This window comes from Starkeya sp. ORNL1, from assembly GCF_012971745.1.
Taxonomy (GTDB): domain Bacteria; phylum Pseudomonadota; class Alphaproteobacteria; order Rhizobiales; family Xanthobacteraceae; genus Ancylobacter.
In genome coordinates this window covers 6,187,482-6,205,615 of record NZ_CP048834.1, presented here as the reverse complement: position 1 = coordinate 6,205,615, position 18,134 = coordinate 6,187,482, and the positions used below count along the sequence as shown (strand labels likewise).

Annotated in this window: 12 protein-coding genes; 6 read left to right on the top strand and 6 right to left on the bottom strand. The window is 62.7% G+C overall.

All coding sequences use genetic code 11. The annotated features are described in order from the left end of the window. Nucleotides 1-148: 148 nt before the first annotated feature. From G3545_RS29115 to G3545_RS29100, 4 genes are all read right to left on the bottom strand, one after another. On the bottom strand, nt 149-3,325 hold the full coding sequence (locus G3545_RS29115) for a multidrug efflux RND transporter permease subunit (protein ID WP_170017762.1): 3,177 nt from the start codon (nt 3,323-3,325) through the stop codon (nt 149-151). Then, nucleotides 3,322-4,494 carry an efflux RND transporter periplasmic adaptor subunit gene (locus tag G3545_RS29110; protein ID WP_170017761.1) on the bottom strand — a complete coding sequence of 391 codons (1,173 nt, stop codon included), beginning with the start codon at nt 4,492-4,494 and terminating at the stop codon, nt 3,322-3,324. The genes G3545_RS29115 and G3545_RS29110 overlap by 4 nt, the downstream gene beginning before the upstream one ends. 296 nt (nt 4,495-4,790) lie before the next feature. Continuing rightward, a complete protein-coding gene (locus tag G3545_RS29105; RefSeq protein WP_170017760.1) occupies nt 4,791-5,801 on the bottom strand; it encodes a hypothetical protein in 1,011 nt (336 codons plus the stop codon). A gap of 390 nt (nt 5,802-6,191) precedes the next feature. Further along, the gene (locus G3545_RS29100; protein ID WP_246702955.1) at nt 6,192-7,112 is read right to left on the bottom strand and encodes a tripartite tricarboxylate transporter substrate binding protein; all 921 of its coding nucleotides are present in this window, start codon (nt 7,110-7,112) and stop codon (nt 6,192-6,194) included. A gap of 571 nt (nt 7,113-7,683) precedes the next feature. On the opposite strand from G3545_RS29100, the gene G3545_RS29095 reads away from it, so the two are divergent. The 4 genes from G3545_RS29095 to G3545_RS29080 all read left to right on the top strand — a co-directional run bounded on the left by G3545_RS29095 (nt 7,684) and on the right by G3545_RS29080 (nt 12,698). After that, nucleotides 7,684-8,142: a (2Fe-2S)-binding protein gene (locus G3545_RS29095; protein WP_170017759.1), complete on the top strand. Its 459-nt coding sequence runs from the start codon at nt 7,684-7,686 to the stop codon at nt 8,140-8,142. After that, nucleotides 8,133-9,515 carry a cytochrome c gene (locus G3545_RS29090; RefSeq protein WP_170018334.1) on the top strand — a complete coding sequence of 461 codons (1,383 nt, stop codon included), beginning with the start codon at nt 8,133-8,135 and terminating at the stop codon, nt 9,513-9,515. Before G3545_RS29095 ends, G3545_RS29090 begins: the two co-directional genes overlap by 10 nt. Further along, nucleotides 9,508-11,811, top strand: coding sequence for a molybdopterin cofactor-binding domain-containing protein (locus G3545_RS29085; protein ID WP_170017758.1), 2,304 nt, complete (start codon nt 9,508-9,510; stop codon nt 11,809-11,811). The genes G3545_RS29090 and G3545_RS29085 overlap by 8 nt, the downstream gene beginning before the upstream one ends. A gap of 224 nt (nt 11,812-12,035) precedes the next feature. Continuing rightward, nucleotides 12,036-12,698, top strand: coding sequence for a response regulator transcription factor (locus G3545_RS29080; protein WP_170017757.1), 663 nt, complete (start codon nt 12,036-12,038; stop codon nt 12,696-12,698). Here G3545_RS29080 and G3545_RS29075 read toward each other — a convergent pair. After that, nucleotides 12,661-14,871: an ATP-binding protein gene (locus tag G3545_RS29075; protein ID WP_170017756.1), complete on the bottom strand. Its 2,211-nt coding sequence runs from the start codon at nt 14,869-14,871 to the stop codon at nt 12,661-12,663. The two genes, G3545_RS29080 and G3545_RS29075, sit on opposite strands and share 38 nt — an antisense overlap. A 158-nt stretch (nt 14,872-15,029) precedes the next feature. Here G3545_RS29075 and G3545_RS29070 point away from each other — a divergent pair, with 158 nt between their 5' ends. Both G3545_RS29070 and G3545_RS29065 read left to right on the top strand, forming a co-directional pair. Continuing rightward, entirely contained in the window at nt 15,030-15,857 is an 828-nt protein-coding gene (locus G3545_RS29070; RefSeq protein ID WP_170017755.1) for a molybdate ABC transporter substrate-binding protein, read from the top strand. 142 nt (nt 15,858-15,999) lie between these two features. Beyond that, on the top strand, nt 16,000-16,635 hold the full coding sequence (locus tag G3545_RS29065; protein ID WP_170017754.1) for a LysE family transporter: 636 nt from the start codon (nt 16,000-16,002) through the stop codon (nt 16,633-16,635). A 510-nt stretch (nt 16,636-17,145) separates the two neighbouring features. Here the strand turns inward: G3545_RS29065 and G3545_RS29055 are convergent. Further along, the gene (locus tag G3545_RS29055; protein ID WP_170017752.1) at nt 17,146-18,060 is read right to left on the bottom strand and encodes an ABC transporter substrate-binding protein; all 915 of its coding nucleotides are present in this window, start codon (nt 18,058-18,060) and stop codon (nt 17,146-17,148) included. Between the last annotated feature and the right edge of the window lie 74 nt (nt 18,061-18,134).

Genomic DNA, 18,134 nt, shown 5'->3' with positions numbered 1-18,134 from the left:
GATGCCCCTTTATCGCCGTCGCGCCTGGAGCGATAAACTACCAGAATGCAGATACTCTTTCGCTCCTGAGGCGACAATGAAGAGATGAAAAAGGCGCCGCGGATCTTAGCCGCGACGCCTGGTTTTTCGCCTTTGTGTCAGCCCGCCCTCAGGCGCGGATGGCCTCTGAGGGTGCAGCGTGCATGTCGAGCTTCCGCCCTCCACTCAGCCGCCGGACCACCACGTAGAAGACCGGCGTGAAGGCAAGACCGAAGAGCGTGACGCCGAGCATGCCGAAGAACACCGCGATGCCCATCGCTTGCCGCATCTCGGCGCCCGGGCCACTGGAGGTCACCAGTGGCAGCACGCCAAGGATGAAGGCAAAGGACGTCATGAGGATGGGCCGCAACCGCAGCCGCGCCGCCTTAACGACGGCTTCGACAACGGCGTGACCTTCTTGCTCTAGCTGGCGAGCCACCTCGACGATCAGGATCGCGTTCTTGGCGGCAAGGCCAACCAGCACGATGAAACCGATCTGGGTCAGGATGTTGATGTCCTGGCCCAACGCTCGCACTCCGGCCGAACCGGCCAGAAGGACCATAGGCACGATCATGAGGATCGAGAACGGCAGGCTCCAGCTGCCATACTGGGCGGCCAGCACGAGATAGACGAACACCACGCTGAGCGGAAAGATCAGCAGACCCAAATTGCCGGTGGTGGTCTGCTGGTAGCTGAGGTCGGTCCATTCGAAGCTGATGCCGGCCGGCAGGACCTGCTTCGCCAGTTTCTCCATCGTGGCGATGCCGTAAGCCGCCCCGAAGCCCGGCAGGGTGTCCCCGTTCACCTCCGTCGCGGGGTAGAGGTTGTAGCGCGGCACGCGGTCGGCGCCGAAGCCGTCGGAAAGCGTGACCACATTGCCGAGCGGCACCATGTCGCCGACGGCGTTGCGGACCTTGATCCGGGTCAGGTCCTCGGCCGTCGTGCGGAACGGCAGGTCAGCCTGTGCCGTCACACGATAGGTGCGGCCATAGAGGTTGAAGTCGTTGATGTAGCTCGATCCGAAATAGCTCTCGATCGCGCCGTTGACGTCCTCGCTGGCCACGCCGAGCATCTCTGCCCGCTCGCGGTCGATCTCCACCTTGGTCTGCGGCGTATTGGCCGAGAAGGTGGTGTAGACGCCGACCAGACCCGGCGTCGCGTTGGCCGCCGCGACGAGATCGTTGGTCGCCTTGGCCAGGGCCGCGGTGCCGAGACCGGCGCGGTCCTCCAGCCGCATGGAGAAGCCGCCGGCGCTGCCGATGCCCGAGACTGGCGGCGGCGGCACGACGAGGATGCTGGCGCCGGTGATATGCGCGACGCGCTTGCGCAACTCTTCCAGGATCGATTGCGCCGTCTCGCCATGCTTCATGCGTTCCTCGAACGGCTCCAGCACGACATAGGCGGCCGCCGAACTCGACGAGATGGTCTGCGTCGCGCCGGAGAAGCCAGCGAAGGTCGGCAGGTGCGAGACACCAGGAATGTCGAGCGCGATGCGCCCGACTTCCTTGGCGATCTCGGTGGTGCGCTCCAGCGATGCGCCGGCAGGCAACTGCGGGATGGCGATGATGTAGCCCCGGTCCTGCGTCGGGATGTAGCCCTTCGGCGTCGTCACCAGCAGATAGCCAGTGGCCCCGAGCAGGATCACATAGAGGCCGAGCATTGCCTTGCCATGGGCGACCAGACGCGTGACGAGCGCGCCATAGAGCACGGACAGTCCTTCGAAGCCGGCATTGAACGTGTCCGCCGCGCGGGCGCCGAGCGACGCGATACCGCGCTTCGGCGCGTGCTCCTCGCTGTTCGCCGCATGCCGCTTCAGCATCATCGAGACCAGAGCCGGCGAAAGGGTGAAGGAGTTGAACAGCGAGATGATCGTCGCCACCGCGATGGTGATGCCGAACTGCCGGAAGAACTGGCCAGACAGGCCGGGGATGAAGGCGGTCGGAACGAACACCGAAGCCAGCACGAGGGCGATAGCCACCAACGCGCCGCCGACTTCCTGCATGGTCAGGAGCGTCGCCTCCCGCGCCGACTTTCCCTCCGACAGGTGTCGCTCGACATTCTCGACCACGACGATGGCGTCGTCGACGACGATGCCGACGGCGAGCACAAGCCCGAACAGGCTGAGATTGTTGATGGAGAAGCCGAGCGCCGCCATCACTGCCATCGTGCCCACCAGCGAGACCGGAATGGCGAGGATCGGGATGATCGAGGGCCGCCAGCCCTGCAGGAAGACGACGACCACAAGCACGACCAACACCATGGCCTCGTAAATGGTCTTCACGAGTTCATGGATGCTGTCGCCGATGAAGGCGGTCGGATTGTAGCCGATGTCGTAGTCGATGCCGGCCGGGAAATCCTTCTTGAGTTCCGCCATGGTGTGGGCAATGGCGTCCTGCGTGGAGAGCGCGTTGGCGCCCGGCCGCTGCAGCACCGCCAGGGCGACCGCCGGCTTGTCGCCGAGATAGCTGTCCGTGGTGTAGGTCAGGGCACCGATCTCGACGCGCGCCACGTCCTTCAGTCGGACGATGCGGCCGCCGGTGCCGCTCTTGACGATGATGTTGCCGAACTCGGCCGGCTTCTTCAGACGCCCCTCGAAGATCAGGGTCGACTGGAAGGCCTGGCTCGCGACCGGCGGCTCGGCGACCACTCCGCCGGCGACCTGCGTGCTCTGGGCGTTGACCGCCTGGCGTATGTCCGCCGGCGTGAGGTTGAACGAGGCGGCGCGTTCCGGATCGAGCCAGATGCGCATGGAATATTCCCGCACGCCGAACAGCTGGATGTCGCCGACGCCGTCGATACGCTTGATCACGTCGACCACGCGCCGGAGCGCGAAGTTCGACACATAGAGCTGATCGTAGCTGCCATCGGGCGAGTACAGGAAAACGCCGCTCAGGATGGTCGGGGATGACTTCTTCACCGACACGCCGTTGCGCTGGACCGGCTCCGGAAGCCGCGGCACGGCGAGCGCGACGCGGTTCTGGACCAGCACTTGCGCCTTGTCGAGATCCGTACCCGGCTTGAAGGTGACGGTGAGCGTGAGGCCGCCGTCTGATGTCGCCTGGCTGTAGAGGTACAGCATGTCCTCGACGCCGTTGACCTCCTGCTCGATCGGCGTGGCGATGGTGTCGGCCACCGCCTGCGCCGAGGCACCAGGATAGCTGGTCGACACCACCACGGTCGGAGGCACGACGTCGGGATATTCCGTCACCGGCAAAGTGAGATAGGCGATGCCGCCGATGATGATCGTCACGATGGAAAGGACGATGGCGAATATGGGCTGCCTGACAGAGAGCTGACCGAGGTTCATAACACACCTCCATTCGAGGCTAATTGCTTGGGATCCAGGGGTTCGAGCTGCACATTGACCTTCGTGCCCGGCTGGGCGCGCTGCAGGCCGGACACGACCACACGGTCGTCGGCGCTGAGGCCGCTCGTGATCTCGCGCAACTTTCCGAAGACGCGGCCAAGGCTGACGGGACGGGCGGCGATGGTGTCATCGCGGCCGACGACATAGAGGGCCGGTTGCGAGGCGTCGCTCGTCACCGCCGAGGCGGGCACGAGTAGGGCGGGATGCGACGCATCCGCGACCATGGAGATACGGACGAACTGGCCGGGGTTAAGGGCGCGGTTCGGATTGGGGATTCGTGCCCGTAACCGCAGTGTGCCGGTCGAAGCGTCGAGCCGGTTCTCCGCGAAATCCAGCCTGCCGACGAAGCGCGCAGTGGTCTCTCCGGGAAGCGCCACCTTAACCTCGCCGCCGAGTTCCACCATTGACATGCTGCCGTCTTTCTCGGCCAGCTTGCGGTAGTGGAGGTAGCTCGCCTCATCGATGTCGAAATAGGCATCGATGGCGTCGAGCGAGACGATGGTGGTAAGCAGCGTCGCGCCGGCATCGCCGCCAGCGACAAGATTGCCCTCGCCGACCAGCTTGCGGCTGATCCGCCCGTTGATCGGCGCGGAGATGCGCGTGAACTCGAGATCGAGCCGCGCCCGGTCGAGGCCTCCGGTCGCCGTCTTCACAGCGGCTTCGGCTTCCTGCTGGTTCTGTTGGCGCTGATCGACCGTCGCGGTCGAAACCGCCTGGGTCTTCACCAGTGACCGCGCCCGTTCCAGCTCCTTGTTGGCAAAATCGAGTTGCGCGCGGGCCTGGGCCAATTGCCCTTCCGCCTGTGTAACCACCGCTTGGTAGGGGCGTGGATCGATGACGAACAAGAGGTCGCCGCCATGGACATAGTCACCGTCGCGGAACGCCACCTGTTCGACATAGCCGCTGACGCGCGGGCGTACTTCGATGGTGTCGGCCGCCTCTAAGCGCCCTGTAAAGGTGTCCCAGCCCGTCACTTCTCGCTGCATGGGCACGCTGGCGGAGATGGTCGGCGGCGCCGGAGCCGCCACGCTGCTGGGCTCGCAGGCGGCCACCATCAGCGCGAGAACGCTGACCGCCGCGAGCCGTAGAGATGAGATGGTTGGCTTCATGGTCGAAAGCTTTCTTTCGTCCGAGCGACTTCCATCGGCGCCGGTCAACCTTGTGGCTGACCTTCGTCGAGATGTTCGCAAGCGGAGATCTATGCCGTTGGAATGCGTGATCGTCCGATGGGATCGGGCCGCTGGCGCCGCCTGGCGTCACCAGCGCTGCGAAGATGGCCGCTCCCCATTGGGAGATAAACGGGCCGAGGCGTTATGCTCTGTCGCCCGCATGGAGACAGTCCAAATGCGCTGCCGGCAGCCGGTGCACGATCGTCGCGATTGTCGGGCGATACCGCGGCAGTCTCTCAGCGCCGGGCGATCCTCAGTGTCGCCGTGACCAGCGGCCGCGCGATCTGGGCCGGGTGAAGCGCGACTGCGGCGGTGAAACGGGCTGTGAAAAGATCGCGCAGGGACTGGTCCTCGCCGAACAGACACGGTGCGAAGGCGGCGATGAAGAAGCCGGTGATATCGGCTGCGAATGCTGCGGCATCACCGGTTTCCTGCCAGCGCAGCATGGCGGCGTTCGGTGTCTCGGCAATCGCCAGTTCCTCGATTACCAGCGTGGGCAACGCGCCGTCGTCGAACGGCGCGCTGAACTCATCGCGTGCGCGCGGCCGGGCCGGGATTGTCATGCCGGCATACGCATCCGCATCGAGCCTGCCCTCGGCGACGAGTTCACCGAGCACGCGGTTCGCCAGATCCATCATCGGCTCCAGGCCGCTTGCGCCGCTCGCATCTCTGGCGCCCATAACCAGCACGAGCTGACCGCATGGCACCAGTTCCCGGGCACGGTGCGCCAGAAAGTTTCTCCAGTCCGTCGCTGCTACCTCCGCCAGCGGGCCGGCCTCATCGGGCGCAGCTAGATTCGTCCAGATGTGCGAACGTAGCGTCAGCGGCAACGTACTCATCCAGTGGACGGCGAAGGCCGACCAGCCAAAGGTGAGGCTCTCAGCCGGAAGCAGCCGCTCATAGAACGAGCGGCCAATGGCGGAGGCGAAGACATGGTCCCGGGTGCGCCGGTAGCTGTCCGGGGCGGTCTCAAGTGTCGCGAACAGCGAGGCGAAGTCGCAATGAGGCAGATCGGTGTGCACCACCATTATGTCACGGCCGGCGCCGGCGCGTTCCGTCAGCCGGTCCAGTGCCAAGGCCATCTGGCGCATGGAGTTGCGGCCTTGCGCCGAGCCAAAGTCAGCGATGGTCAGCGGTCCGGACGAGACCGCGACCGCTGCGAGCGCGCGCTCCAGCATCGCGTCCGCCTCCACGGCGGAGCGCGCCTGGATTTCCGAATGGGCATTGTAGTAGCCATGCCCCTCCATGACCGGTTCTTGCATCTGCCCCTCGCCGTCCCTCCAAAGTCCGCCCCGCGACCGTAGCAAGGACTGGGGCGCTGTCGAGTGAATCGCCTACTCCCTCGCTCCGGCAACTGATCCCTGCAGACGGACTTGTCTCGTCTCCGGCGAGTTCCCGCGAAGTCCCGGCTGATCACCCCCTGCCCGCGCTGATTGTTGGTATTTGAGTTGGCATCTGCGCGAACTGTGACGACTTATAGTGCTGATTACGCTACTGAATTATGTGAAAATGTGCGTCCTGCCGGGCCCACCAATTTCCTGCGACTGACCAACACGCCCGTGACCAACGCGACGACCGCAGCGGCGCCGAGCACGCGGGCCGGGGTGTGATGCTGATCCTGAAATGACGCGAAAATACTAGTCCAGTCGGGCACCCGACGCCTTCACGATGGGCGCCCATTTTGCGACTTCCCTCCGGACATGCTCGCGCAGTTCCTCGGGCGTCGAGCCAACCGGGATGGCGCTGAGCTCGACAAGGCGCGCCTGCACCTTCGGCGTGGCTAGCGCTCCGTTGGCGGCGGCATTGAGCTTGGCGACGATCTCCGGCGGCGTGCCTGCCGGCGCGAACAGCGCGTTCCAACTATAGGTTTCATAGCCGGGCAGCTGCTCGGCGACCGCCGGCATGTCCGGGAACGATGGCACGCGCGCGTGCGTCGTCACGCCAAGCCCGCGCAACTTGCCGCTCTTGATATAGCCCGACGACGTGGGAAGATTGTCGAACATGATCGGGACCTGCCCCGAGAGCACATCGACCATCGCCGGGCCGACGCCCTGATAGGGAATGTGCTGCATGTCGACGCCCGCCATGGTTTTGAAGAGTTCCGCCGACAGATGGCTGGGCGTCCCGTTGCCGGCGGAGGCATAGTTGTACTTGCCTGGATTGGCCTTCAGCACCGCGATAAGCTCCTCGACACTCGAGGCCGGGAAGCTCGGGTGCACGACCAACACGTTGGGCACGATGGCGAGCAACGACACCGGGGCAAAACCGGTGACCGGATCGTAGGGCAGGTTCCGGTAAAGCGCAGGATTGAGCGCGTGGGTCGAGACCGTGCCCATCATCACCTCGTAGCCGTCCGGCAACTGCCTGGAGAGATGGATGGTGCCGAGGCTGCCGCCGGCTCCGCCGCGATTCACCACGACCACCGGCTGGCGAAGCTCGGCGCTCATTCCCTCGGCAATGAGGCGGCCGACGAGGTCTGTCGAGCCGCCGGCAGGAAAAGGGATGTCGAGCGTAACCGGGCGGCTGGGATACTCCTGGGCGCTGGCTGGCGATAGCATCGACAATACGGCGATGACGGCCACGCACAACGAACGCGAGAAAATGAAGCGAGGCATGATGGGGACGCGCTCTGAGCAGGAGCCGTCATGATCCGTCATCTGACGCCATGCGCAAAGCGGATATGCGCCGGCCCTCATGATCCGGGCGTCGAAGGGATAAAAACGCAGCTGCACACTGGATGTCCAGTCACCGAATATAGGCGAAGTTGAGTGATTTCCAGACGTTAGTTTCAGCTCGAGAAGCGAACGCCGGCAACGCTTTGCGTGAGGCTCATACACTCAAAATTCAGAGCCTCAAAAATAGTTTAATGTTATTACGCTATGCCCTGAGCCTATATTTTGTATAATTCGAGTGAAAGTTCCGAAGATTTTCGCGTGTATGAATAGAATTTCCCTTACGTCGATAAAGGGTCATGCTGCGAAAAGACTTCGTACTACTTTCTGTGCCCCCCAGAACTTGCGATGCCTCAAACGTGTACAAGCGGTCGCTACCGGCGGACGTTTAGTTTCCTATAATCTGACGAGGGGATTCTGTTGGCGCGTCGACTACGCTGTCAGGAAGGATGGAGCCATGCTCACTCTGACAATCAACGGACAATTGCGCGAGGTCGATGCGCCGGAGGAGATGCCGCTTCTGTGGGTGTTGCGCGACCATCTCAATCTGGTCGGCACCAAATATGGCTGTGGCATCGCGCAGTGCGGCGTCTGCACCGTGCATGTCGGTGGCAAGCCGGTGCGGTCTTGCCAACTGGCCGTCGGCGATGTCGGCACGCGCGCCGTCGTCACCATTGAAGGGATTGGCGAGACTCCCAACGGCGCCAAGGTACAGGAGGCCTGGATGGAAATCGCAGTGCCGCAATGCGGCTACTGCCAGGCCGGCCAGATCATGTCGGCCACGGCGCTGCTGGACAGCAACCCGCACCCGGACGATTCCGACATCGATGCGGCCATGGCGGGCAATCTCTGCCGCTGCGGGACCTACATCCGCATCCGCCGCGCGATCAAGAACGCAGCCGACAAATCAGCCTGACGATGAAAAAACTCATCGGCATTGTCGTCGCGCTGATTGTCGTCATCGCGCTCGGACTAACCAGTTGGCTGGTTCTCGGCCGTGATCCGATGGCGTTTGCCGGCGGCTCAACCGTCGCGATAGAGGACTACAAGGGCGGCGGCGTCGCCGGCGTCCCAGCCCAGCTTGCCGATGCCGAGGTGGTGAAGCGCGGCGAATATCTCATCCATGCCGCGGACTGCCAAGCCTGCCACACCGCGCCCGGCGGCGCGCCCTTCGCCGGCGGCTTCGCCTTCAACATGCCGTTCGGCACCATCTATTCCACCAATATCACGCCGGACAAGGAAACCGGGATCGGCAGCTACACCGACGCCCAGTTCCTGGCGGCCGTGCACGAGGGCATTCGCGCCGATGGCGAGCGGCTCTATCCCGCCATGCCCTTCACCTCCTACGCCCTCATGACGAACGACGACGCGCTTGCCATCAAGGCCTATCTCTTCACGCTGGCCCCGGTGCATGCCCCGGCCCGGCGGAACCAGCTTTCCTGGCCTTACGACCAGCGCGCCCTGCTGGCAGTCTGGAACGCGGTGTTCAATGCCGATGAACGCTTCCGTCCCAACACAGGGCAGAGCCGGCAATGGAATCGGGGCGCCTATCTCGCCGAGGCCATGGGCCATTGCGGGGAGTGCCACACACCGCGCAACCTCGCTTTTGCGCTGGACAACCACGCCAAGTTCGCGGGCGCCCTCACCGCGGGCTGGCGCGCCTACAACATCACCAGCGACAAGGATTCCGGCATCGGCGACTGGAGCGACCAGGACGTCTATCTCTATCTTTCCACCGGCCATGCCAACGGACATGGCGGCGCGGCCGGCCCGATGGGCGAAGCCACCGACAACAGTCTCAGCTACCTGGTAGCGGACGACGCGCGCGCCCTGGTGACCTATCTGCGCAGCATCCCCGCCCATGCGACCGACCTGCCGCGCACCGTCACCACGCCGGCACCGGCCTCGCACAAGGAGGGCCTGGTGGCGGACGCCGACACGCGCGGCGAAAAGATCTTCGCCGGCGCCTGCGCCAGTTGCCATGACTGGACCGGAGTGAGCCCGGTCACCGGCTATGCCACGCTGACCGGCGTGCGCGCGGTGAACGATCCCAGCGCCACCAATGTGGCGCAGACTGTCATCAACGGCGTCAACCGCCAGACCGCCGACGGCAGGATCTTCATGCCGGCGTTCGGCGAGGGCTATTCCGACGACGACATTGCTTCCGTGGCCAATTACGTCACCGCCCGCTTCGGTGCCAAAGGCGCACACCTGACAGGGAAAGACGTGGCCGATCTACGCAAGCAGGTGAATCAGCAACCCAGCACCCGGGAGGCCCCCAATGGCTGACATCCAGTCCGACTTTGCCCGGTCCGATGCCTATCTCGCGGCGCTGATTCGCGACGTCCGCGACGTGCCTGCGGCCGATGCTTCCGCGGCCATGGGACGGCGCAGCTTCTTCAAGCTGGCCGGCGCGGGCGCCGCGGGTCTGGTGCTGGGCTTCCGCCTCGGAGATGTCGCGCTCGGAGGAGACGCGGCGTTCGCGGACGAGACCGCGGGCGGCAAGGACCAGGCGATGAACGCCTTCATCCGCATCGCTCCGGACAACACGATCACCATCTATTCCAAATGCCCGGAGATCGGCCAGGGCATCAAGACGTCCTTCGGCGTGATCATTGCCGACGAACTCGACGCCGATTGGAAGCACGTGGTCGTTGAGCAGGCGGACATCAATCCCAAGGTCTATGGCAGCCAGGGCGCGGGGGGGTCGACCTCGATTCCGCGCGCCTGGGACCAGCTGCGTCAGGCCGGCGCCGGCGCCAAGGCGATGCTGATCGCCGCCGCCGCCAGGCAGTGGGAGACCGATGCCTCTGAGATCACCGCTCAGGATTCTGTCCTGACCCATGCCGCCAGCGGCAGGTCAGCAACCTATGGGTCACTTGCTGCCGCAGCGGCGAAGATGCCCGTGCCCGATCCCAAGAGCCTCAAGCTGAAGACCCGGGCGGAATACCGCCTGATCGGCAAGCGCTATCGCGGTGTCGACGACGCCAAGGTCGTCAGCGGCCAACCGCTTTTCGGAATCGATGTCCAACGTCCCGGCATGGTCTATGCCACCTATACCAAGTGTCCGGCAGCGGGCGGCAAGGTGCGCTCCTTCAACGTGGATGAGATCAAGGCCCTGCCCGGCGTGCTCGACGCCTTTGCGCTGGACGGCACCGGCCTGATGATCGAAGTGATGCCGGGCGTGGCCATCATCGCCAAGGATACCTGGACCGCTTTCCAGGCCAAGGACAAGCTCACGGTGGATTGGGACCTCACCGCAGCGTCGAACGATTCAACCTCGCACTTCTCGGCCGAAGCGAAGAAGCTGGCGACCAATTTCCCCGAAAAGCCGGACGACAATGTCGGCGACGTGGACAAATCCTTCGCGAGCGCCGCCAAGACCGTGGAGGCCTATTACGAGTATCCCTTCGCCGCCCATGTGCCGCTGGAGCCCATGAACACCACCGCGCACTGGCATGACGGGGTGATGGAAATGTGGGTACCCACCCAGCAGCCCGATCGCGGCTTGCCTCTGGTCTCGAAGGTGGCGGGCGTCCCGCAGGAAAAGATCGTCATGCACCAGACGCGCGTCGGGGGCGGCTTCGGGCGGCGGCTGGTCAATGACTATGCCTGCGAGGCCGCAGCCATCGCGCAGAAGGTGAACGCCCCGGTGAAGCTGCAATGGACCCGGGAAGACGATTTCGCCCACGACTTCTATCGCCCCGCCGGCTACCACCAGCTAAAGGGCGCCATCGACACGGATGGCAGGCTCGACGCCTGGCACGAGCATTTCATCACCTTCACCGCCGACGGCAAGAAGGAAGCCACCGGCGCCAACCTCACCGACAATCTGAAATACTCGATCAAGGCGCCGAACCTGCGGCGCGCCAAGACCATGTTCCCCTTGAGGATCCCCACCGGCGCCTGGCGCGCGCCGGGCGACAACGCCCAGGTGTTCGCGGCGCAAAGCTTCATGCATGAATTGTCGCTCGCCTCGGGTCGCGACCATGTCGAGTTCCTGATCGACGCAGTGAACCGCGAGGTGCCCGAGCTGGCGCCCAAAGACCCGAGCGTCAATTTCGACCCCGAGCGGGTCAATGATGTCATCAAGATGTGCGCCGAGAAGGCAGGCTGGGGCAGGAAACTGCCAAATGGCAGGGGCCTCGGTCTGGCCTGGTGCTATTCCCACGCCGGCCACGTCGCGCAGGCGGTCGAGCTCAGCGTGGATTCCGACAGGCGGATCAGGATCGATCGCATCGTGGTGGTGCTCGATGTCGGCCCCATCATCGACATGGCCGGCTCCGAAGCGCAGGCCCAGGGCGCCTCCACCGACGCCCTCTCAACCGCCATGGGTCTCAAGATCAATATCGAGAACGGCCAGGTCCGGGAACAGAACTACAACGCCTACCCAATTTTACGCCTGCCTTTCGCACCGATGACGATCGATCCCTATTTCATCCAGTCGGACCATCCACCGACTGGCATGGGCGAACCCGCCTTCCCGGCGCTGGCTCCAGCGCTGGGCAACGCTATCTTCGCCGCAACCGGAGAACGGGTGCGGCGCTTGCCGTTGCGCGATCTGGGCTATTCGCTGGCAATCTGAAAGATCGTCTCATGTTCAAACCGTATGGGCCTGACGATTAGGATTTCTACTTTACCTCAGCAGCATGTCAGCCTGGCTGGTGTCCAAGGCCCGAAAACTGCCAACATCCCTGGGACGCCGGGCACAGTGAGATCGTAACCGCGGGTCGTCTCTTCGAGGGAGATCCGTGCTAGGCTCCTGTGCGACGAAGTCCTCGCGGTTCCTGGACGTCAGTTTGACCTCGCATGAAGTTCCTCATCGTCGATGATCATGCGCTAATCCGCGAAGCCATGCGCAGTGTGCTGCAAGTGGTGCAGCCCAATTGCCTTGTGCTGGAAGCCTGTGACGCTGCAGAAGCACTCGCAACACTGGAACGGGAAGACGACATCGACTTTGCGTTGTTGGATCTCCATTTGCCTGATCAGGACGGGCTGTCGCTACTGGCGATCGTGGCAGAACGGTACCCGACAATTGCAGTTGTCTTGATCTCCGGTGATCGGGATCAGTCGACTATCCGCAGTGCGCTCTCGCGGGGAGCTCAGGGCTTCATTCCGAAGACCGAGACCCGGGAAGTGCTGATTGCAGCACTCTCGCTGGTTCTGGCCGGCGGCATTTACGTGCCTCCTGCCGCGCTTCATATGAACCACACCAGCGAGGAAACGCCATGCGGCGGAACTCGCGCGACGCCCGCCTTGCAGTCTCTCGGTCTCACCGAGCGGCAGCGCGACGTGCTCGCGCTGCTGATCGAAGGCAAGAACAACAAGCTTATCTGTCGGGCGCTCGGGCTCGCCGAGCCGACCGTCAAAAATCACATCTCGTCGATTCTGAAGGCACTCGGCGTCAGCAGCCGTACCGAGGCTGTGATAGCCGTCACCCGCCCTGATCGGTTGAAGCCGGCGAACGAATAGCTGACCGCAGCAAGCGCGTCGCAGCGGCGCGAAGCCTTGAGGGCGCTACCGGCTTTTCAAGCATAAGCAGGCCCTGGGCCACGACGCGCTCACGGGTAGCTCGCGATACGTCGCCCGAGACGATCAATGCCGGGAAGGCGACCTTGAAGCGTTCTCTGAGCGATTGGACCAGCAACAAGCCATCATCGCCCTCGTTGAGATGCACGTCGGCGATCATCAGATCCGGGGGAACGTTTCCGATAAGCTTTACGGCTTCACTGCCGCATAGCGCCGTGACGGTTTCGCTGCCCCATAGTCGCAGCAACCCGCCGGTTCCCTGCAGGACGTCGGCGTCATTGTCGACGATCAGGATGCGTGCGCCCTGGATTGGATCATCCGGTGCATGCGCCGCCTCGGCGACAGGCCATGGGAGGGCTTTGGCAGCAGCGGGTGGGAGGATGACGGAAAAGCGCGAACCGGTCCCGAGGCGCGAGGTAACCTCGATCGTATGACCCAGGAGATCGGACAGCCGCCTCACAATCGCCAAACCGAGGCCGAGCCCTTTGCCCTGCAGCGCGCCGGCGGGCGCCAACTGATAGAACTCCGAAAAAATCTCTCTGTGCTTGTCCGGTGGGATGCCGATACCCGTGTCCCAGACTTCGATCCTGATCGCCCCCTTGCGCCGCCGACACAGGACCAGAACTCCGCCGCGTCTTGTGTAACGCAAGGCATTGCCGACCAGATTGCCGACGATGCGTTGCAAGAGCAACGGATCGCTCGATACCCACAGATCGGACGGCAGGATTCGGAAGCGCAATCCATTCGCCTGCGCTTCCGCCGTAAAGGCGGCCTCGACACGCTCGAGGACAGTCGCGACCGGAAACGCTGCGATCTCCGCACGAACCACACCCGAATCGATTCGTGAAATGTCCAGGAGATCGTCGAAAAGGCCGTTTATCGAGGCCACGGCCTGCTCGATCCGGTGCGCCAGGCGTTCGCGCTCGATAGGCAGTTGCTCAGCCCGCAACTGCCCCACCAGAAGATTCAAGGCGTGCAGAGGCTGTCTCAAATCATGGCTGGCCGCAGCCAGGAATCGCGATTTGGCTCGGCTGGCCTCTGTTAATTCCTGCGTTCGCTCCTCAACCTTGCGTTCCAGCGTCGTGTAGGACCCCTCCAGTTCGGCGGTCATCGTGTTGAACTGACGGCCCAGCTGCGCGATCTCGTCCGAGGTTTCGATCGCAATCCGGTGATCCAGGCGACCTGACCCGATCAGCTCTGCACCCGTTGTCAACACGCGTATCGGGCGCACCATCCGCCAGGAGAACACAATCGCGATGCCGACGGCGATCAGCAGACTGACCATCGCGATGGCGAGAGATCGCCTCAAAGCCCGATGCAGCGGCTCGTTGGCCTCGTCGACCGGAAGCTCGGCGATAACTCGCCAGTCCAACGGCGGGATGATGGCTTGGGTCAGCAGCGCCGGTTGCCCTGCGAGGCCAGCGACGCGATGAAGGATGGCGTCGGGATCGGTGTCGATGGCACGGACCATGGGCTTGAGATCCGTGTTTCTGAGAACGAGTCCCGCATCGGGGTGGACGATGAGCCTTCCGCTGTGGTCGATCACATAGGCTTGGCCGTCACGCCCGACGCGAACCCGGGAAACGATATTCCGCGCCAGCTCGAGATTGACCTCGGCCACCACGACCCCGGCTTCGCGACGCGTTCCCGAGAGCGCTACGGTCATGAAGGGCTCACTGTCGCGCTGGAAGTAGACCGCCCCGTGATGAACGCCTGTCTTTAGCGCATCGCTGAAGGCGATTTCGCCGGACCTGTCGTTCAAGGAAGAAATGCGGTCCATGCTTATGCGCGATACGAAAAGACGCTCCCGCCCCATTTCGTCGATCAAGGACAAATCCACGATGGCCGGAGCCTGCCGCAGCAGGCGCAAAGCATCGATAAGCCGCTGCTTTCCATCAGCATCCTCCCACGAGAGATGCGTCATCCAACGCAATTGTCCCTCGATGTCCCGGATGAACTGACTGATCCGGAACGCGGCGTTTTCGGCGTTGGCTCGCTGGATTTCGATCAGAGCGTTGCGATGCTCGGTCGAAGCGAACCACACGTCCGCGGCCGTGTAGCCGACGAGCGGAACGGCAACGACTGCGACGAAAGAGGCAATGTACTTGGCCAGCAAGGAGCGCGGCAGCGCCCTGCAGACGAGGGATCCGAGGCTTGGCCGAGCGCTCCTTTTCATCGCTCCGATCATAGCTCGGGTATGCGGACGAAAGCAGCCCGGTCCAAACGTACCAAGACGAAGGAACCGGCCCTCCGGGACCGATGGATGATTGTTGGATGCCGCCGACGCCGGGCATGGTTTGGGCGCAAGAGACAACACCGGAGGTCGATATGCTCAATGTGTTCTTCACCGGGAATGCGGTTCTTCGCACATGTTTGGTCGCGGCCGTGGCCTCAAGCCTCGGCTTTCCAGCATACGCCGCGGACATCAAGGTCATTGCGCCGAACGCGGTCAAGGAACCGGTCACCGAGGTCGCCTCATGGTTCGCCAATGAGACCGGTCAGAAGGTGGAGTTCACCTGGGGCGGCTCGGAGGCGATAGCCAAGCGTATCGCTGACGGCGAAGAATTCGACATCGTCATTACGACGTCTCAGGCAATCGACCGCATGGCCTCCGCCGGGAAGGTGGAGGCCGAAAGCAAAACGAACTTCTCCAGATCCGCGGTTGCTGCCGCTGTTCGCGCCGGTGTCCCTCAGCCCAATATTTCGACCGTCGATGCTGTTCGGCAGGCTTTGCTCGGTGCAGACTCCATTGCCATTTCTTCGGGCGCCAGCGGGCGCTATTTTGAAAAGCTGTTCGAGCAGCTTGGTGTAGCCGACCAAATAAAGCACAAGATAAAGCAGCCCCCGTCCGGAGCGCAGATCGGCGACTTGCTGGCGCGTGGCGAAGCGGAGCTCGGATTTCAGCAGGTGAGCGAACTCGTTCACGCCAAAGGTATCGTCTATCTGGGCCCGCTGCCCGCCGACATCCAGAACTACACCGTGTGGTCGGCCGCTCTGCACAAGAGCACCCGACAACCCGATCTCGCGCGCGCGTTGATCGTTGCGCTCGCAGGGATCCGGGCGAGAGATGTCCTGACCCGAAGCGGCCTCGAACCGCTGTAATTGCTTCATGACAACGTTGAAGATGAAAAATCGACTTTCTTTGCCGTTGTGAGCTGGCGTGCAAGGCATGTCGAATCTGTCCAAGTGCAGTTTCTCAGCAAACTGGCCGGGCCGGCGAGTCGGTCCTGCTGGAGGTTGCATCATGAGCACCGATGCCCTGTTCTCTCCCGCGACTTTGGCCGGCTTCGTGTTCGGCCTTGGCCTGATCTTTTCGCTGGGCCCTCAGAACCTGATGCTCATCCGGGCGGGTATGATGCGCAATCATCCTCTTGCCGTCGCCTCGACCGGCTACGTCTCCGAGATCGCATTTGTCGCAATGGGAATTGGCGGCCTCGGAACGCTGCTGACGCAGCACCCCATGGCTTCCGGCACTCTTCAGGCGGGCTGCGCGGCCTTTCTGGCTTGGTGGGGCGTGCGCGTTCTGCTCAATGCCCGTCGGGCACCCACGGGCGACACAGCCGAGGAAGTCTGCGGATCCCGTCTGCAAGCCATTGGCTCGATGCTTGCGGTCACCTGGCTGAATCCATTGGTATGGCTCGAGGCCATGTTCTTTGTTGGCGTTTTCTCGTCCGGTTATGCCAGCGAGGCGCAGATAGGGTTTGCGGCGGGCTTTCTCTCGGCGTCCGCCATCAAGTTCTACGGCTGGAGTCTGGCGGGAGTGGGTCTATCTCGCTGCTTCGACCGCCAGATTTGTCGCGAGAAATTGGATGCTGTCGCCGGCGTGGTCTTGATTTCGGCAGCCGTTTTGCTTTCCGCCAACATTTTCAATGCAATATAGCGACACATTTTAAGTGTAGATTCATCTATAATTTTTTCTCTTTGCAAGATCGAAACAACATTACTGAACACCGTACAAAACGACCTTCATTTATAACTGTTGCGTCGTCCGAAGTATGAGGATCGCAAATGCAAAATGGTCTATACATCGTGAGATTTGAAACGCCTCTGGGACAGGGATCGGGCGTTGTCGTCATACGCGATGGGTCAATCGGCGGCGGTGATACCGGTACATATTATCGGGGTACATACAGAATTGAAAACGAACGAGTGACTGCAATGATAGAGGTAAGGCGCTATCAACCTGGTTGGTCAGTTCTCGGCTCGGAGACCGCAACCCTCGATATCAGCGGATCCACGACGCGCAGTTCCGCAATCCTCGAAGGGCGTGGGCCCGGCGGCATCCCTCTCAAATGTAATCTGACGTTTATTCCCTAGATGCGATCTCATCCGCCGCTATTGCGTGCAATTTGTCAGCGACGCTGGTCGATCCGGAATTCCTCCGAAGCCGTCACTTGATCATCCGGTCGACGCGCACGGAAATAACGGCGGGTATAACCAGACCAAGTTCGGTCGCTGTGCGTTGATTGAGCACGAGCTCAAAGTTCGAAGGCTGCTCGACCGGAAGTTCGGCCGGACTGGCACCTCGAAGGATGCGATCGACGAAACTGGCGGCCTGTTCCCAGGTGGCGCGAAGATTCGGACCATATGTGAGCAGGTTGCCTTCGTCGGCAAACTCCGACCACCCCGAGACGGCGGGAATCCGGTTTTGCCGGGAAAATGCGGCGATGACACCGGCCTGGCTCATGACCAGCGCGTCGGGAAAAGCGACGATCGCTTCTGCGCGGCTCTCCAACAGCGCGGGCCAGGTCGTTGCGAAATCCTTGGCGGATGAGACTGCGAAGTAGCTGACCGAAATCTTCAATTTGTCTGCTGCCAGCCGTGAAGCCTGAAGTTCAAGCTGTTGGCCGGGATGCGCCGGGTTAGCCAAAATCGCGACCCGCGTGAGTGAAGGCGAAATCTCCTTCAGCAACTCAAGCCTCTTCCCGACCAGATCGAGGCGCTGCATGGCCATACCGGTCAGATTTCCTCCAGGTCGGGAGAAGCTCGTAACGAGTTTTGCCTCGACAGGGTCACCGCTGAAGCCGAACACGATCGGAATGCTGGCGCTGAGTTTACGCGCGCCAAGCACCATCGCGCCCTGCGCGACAAGAACGTCTGGCCGCATCGCAAGCAGCTCAAGCGCCAAGCGCTCGGCACTGTCCGGCTGCCCCCAACGTGTATCAATCGTAAGGTTTCGACCCTCTACCCAACCTGATGCGCGCAAACCTTTCCGAAGCGCTTCAAGATAGGCCGGCGTTGGCAGATAGCCGGCGCTTCCGGCCAGCCAGGCAACCCGTGCACTGTTCGTGATGTCACGTGCCATAGCGGGCAAGACAGATCCGGCCACCGCTGTCAGGAGGAGCCCACCGCGAACGAATTGACGACGTCCCAAGCACG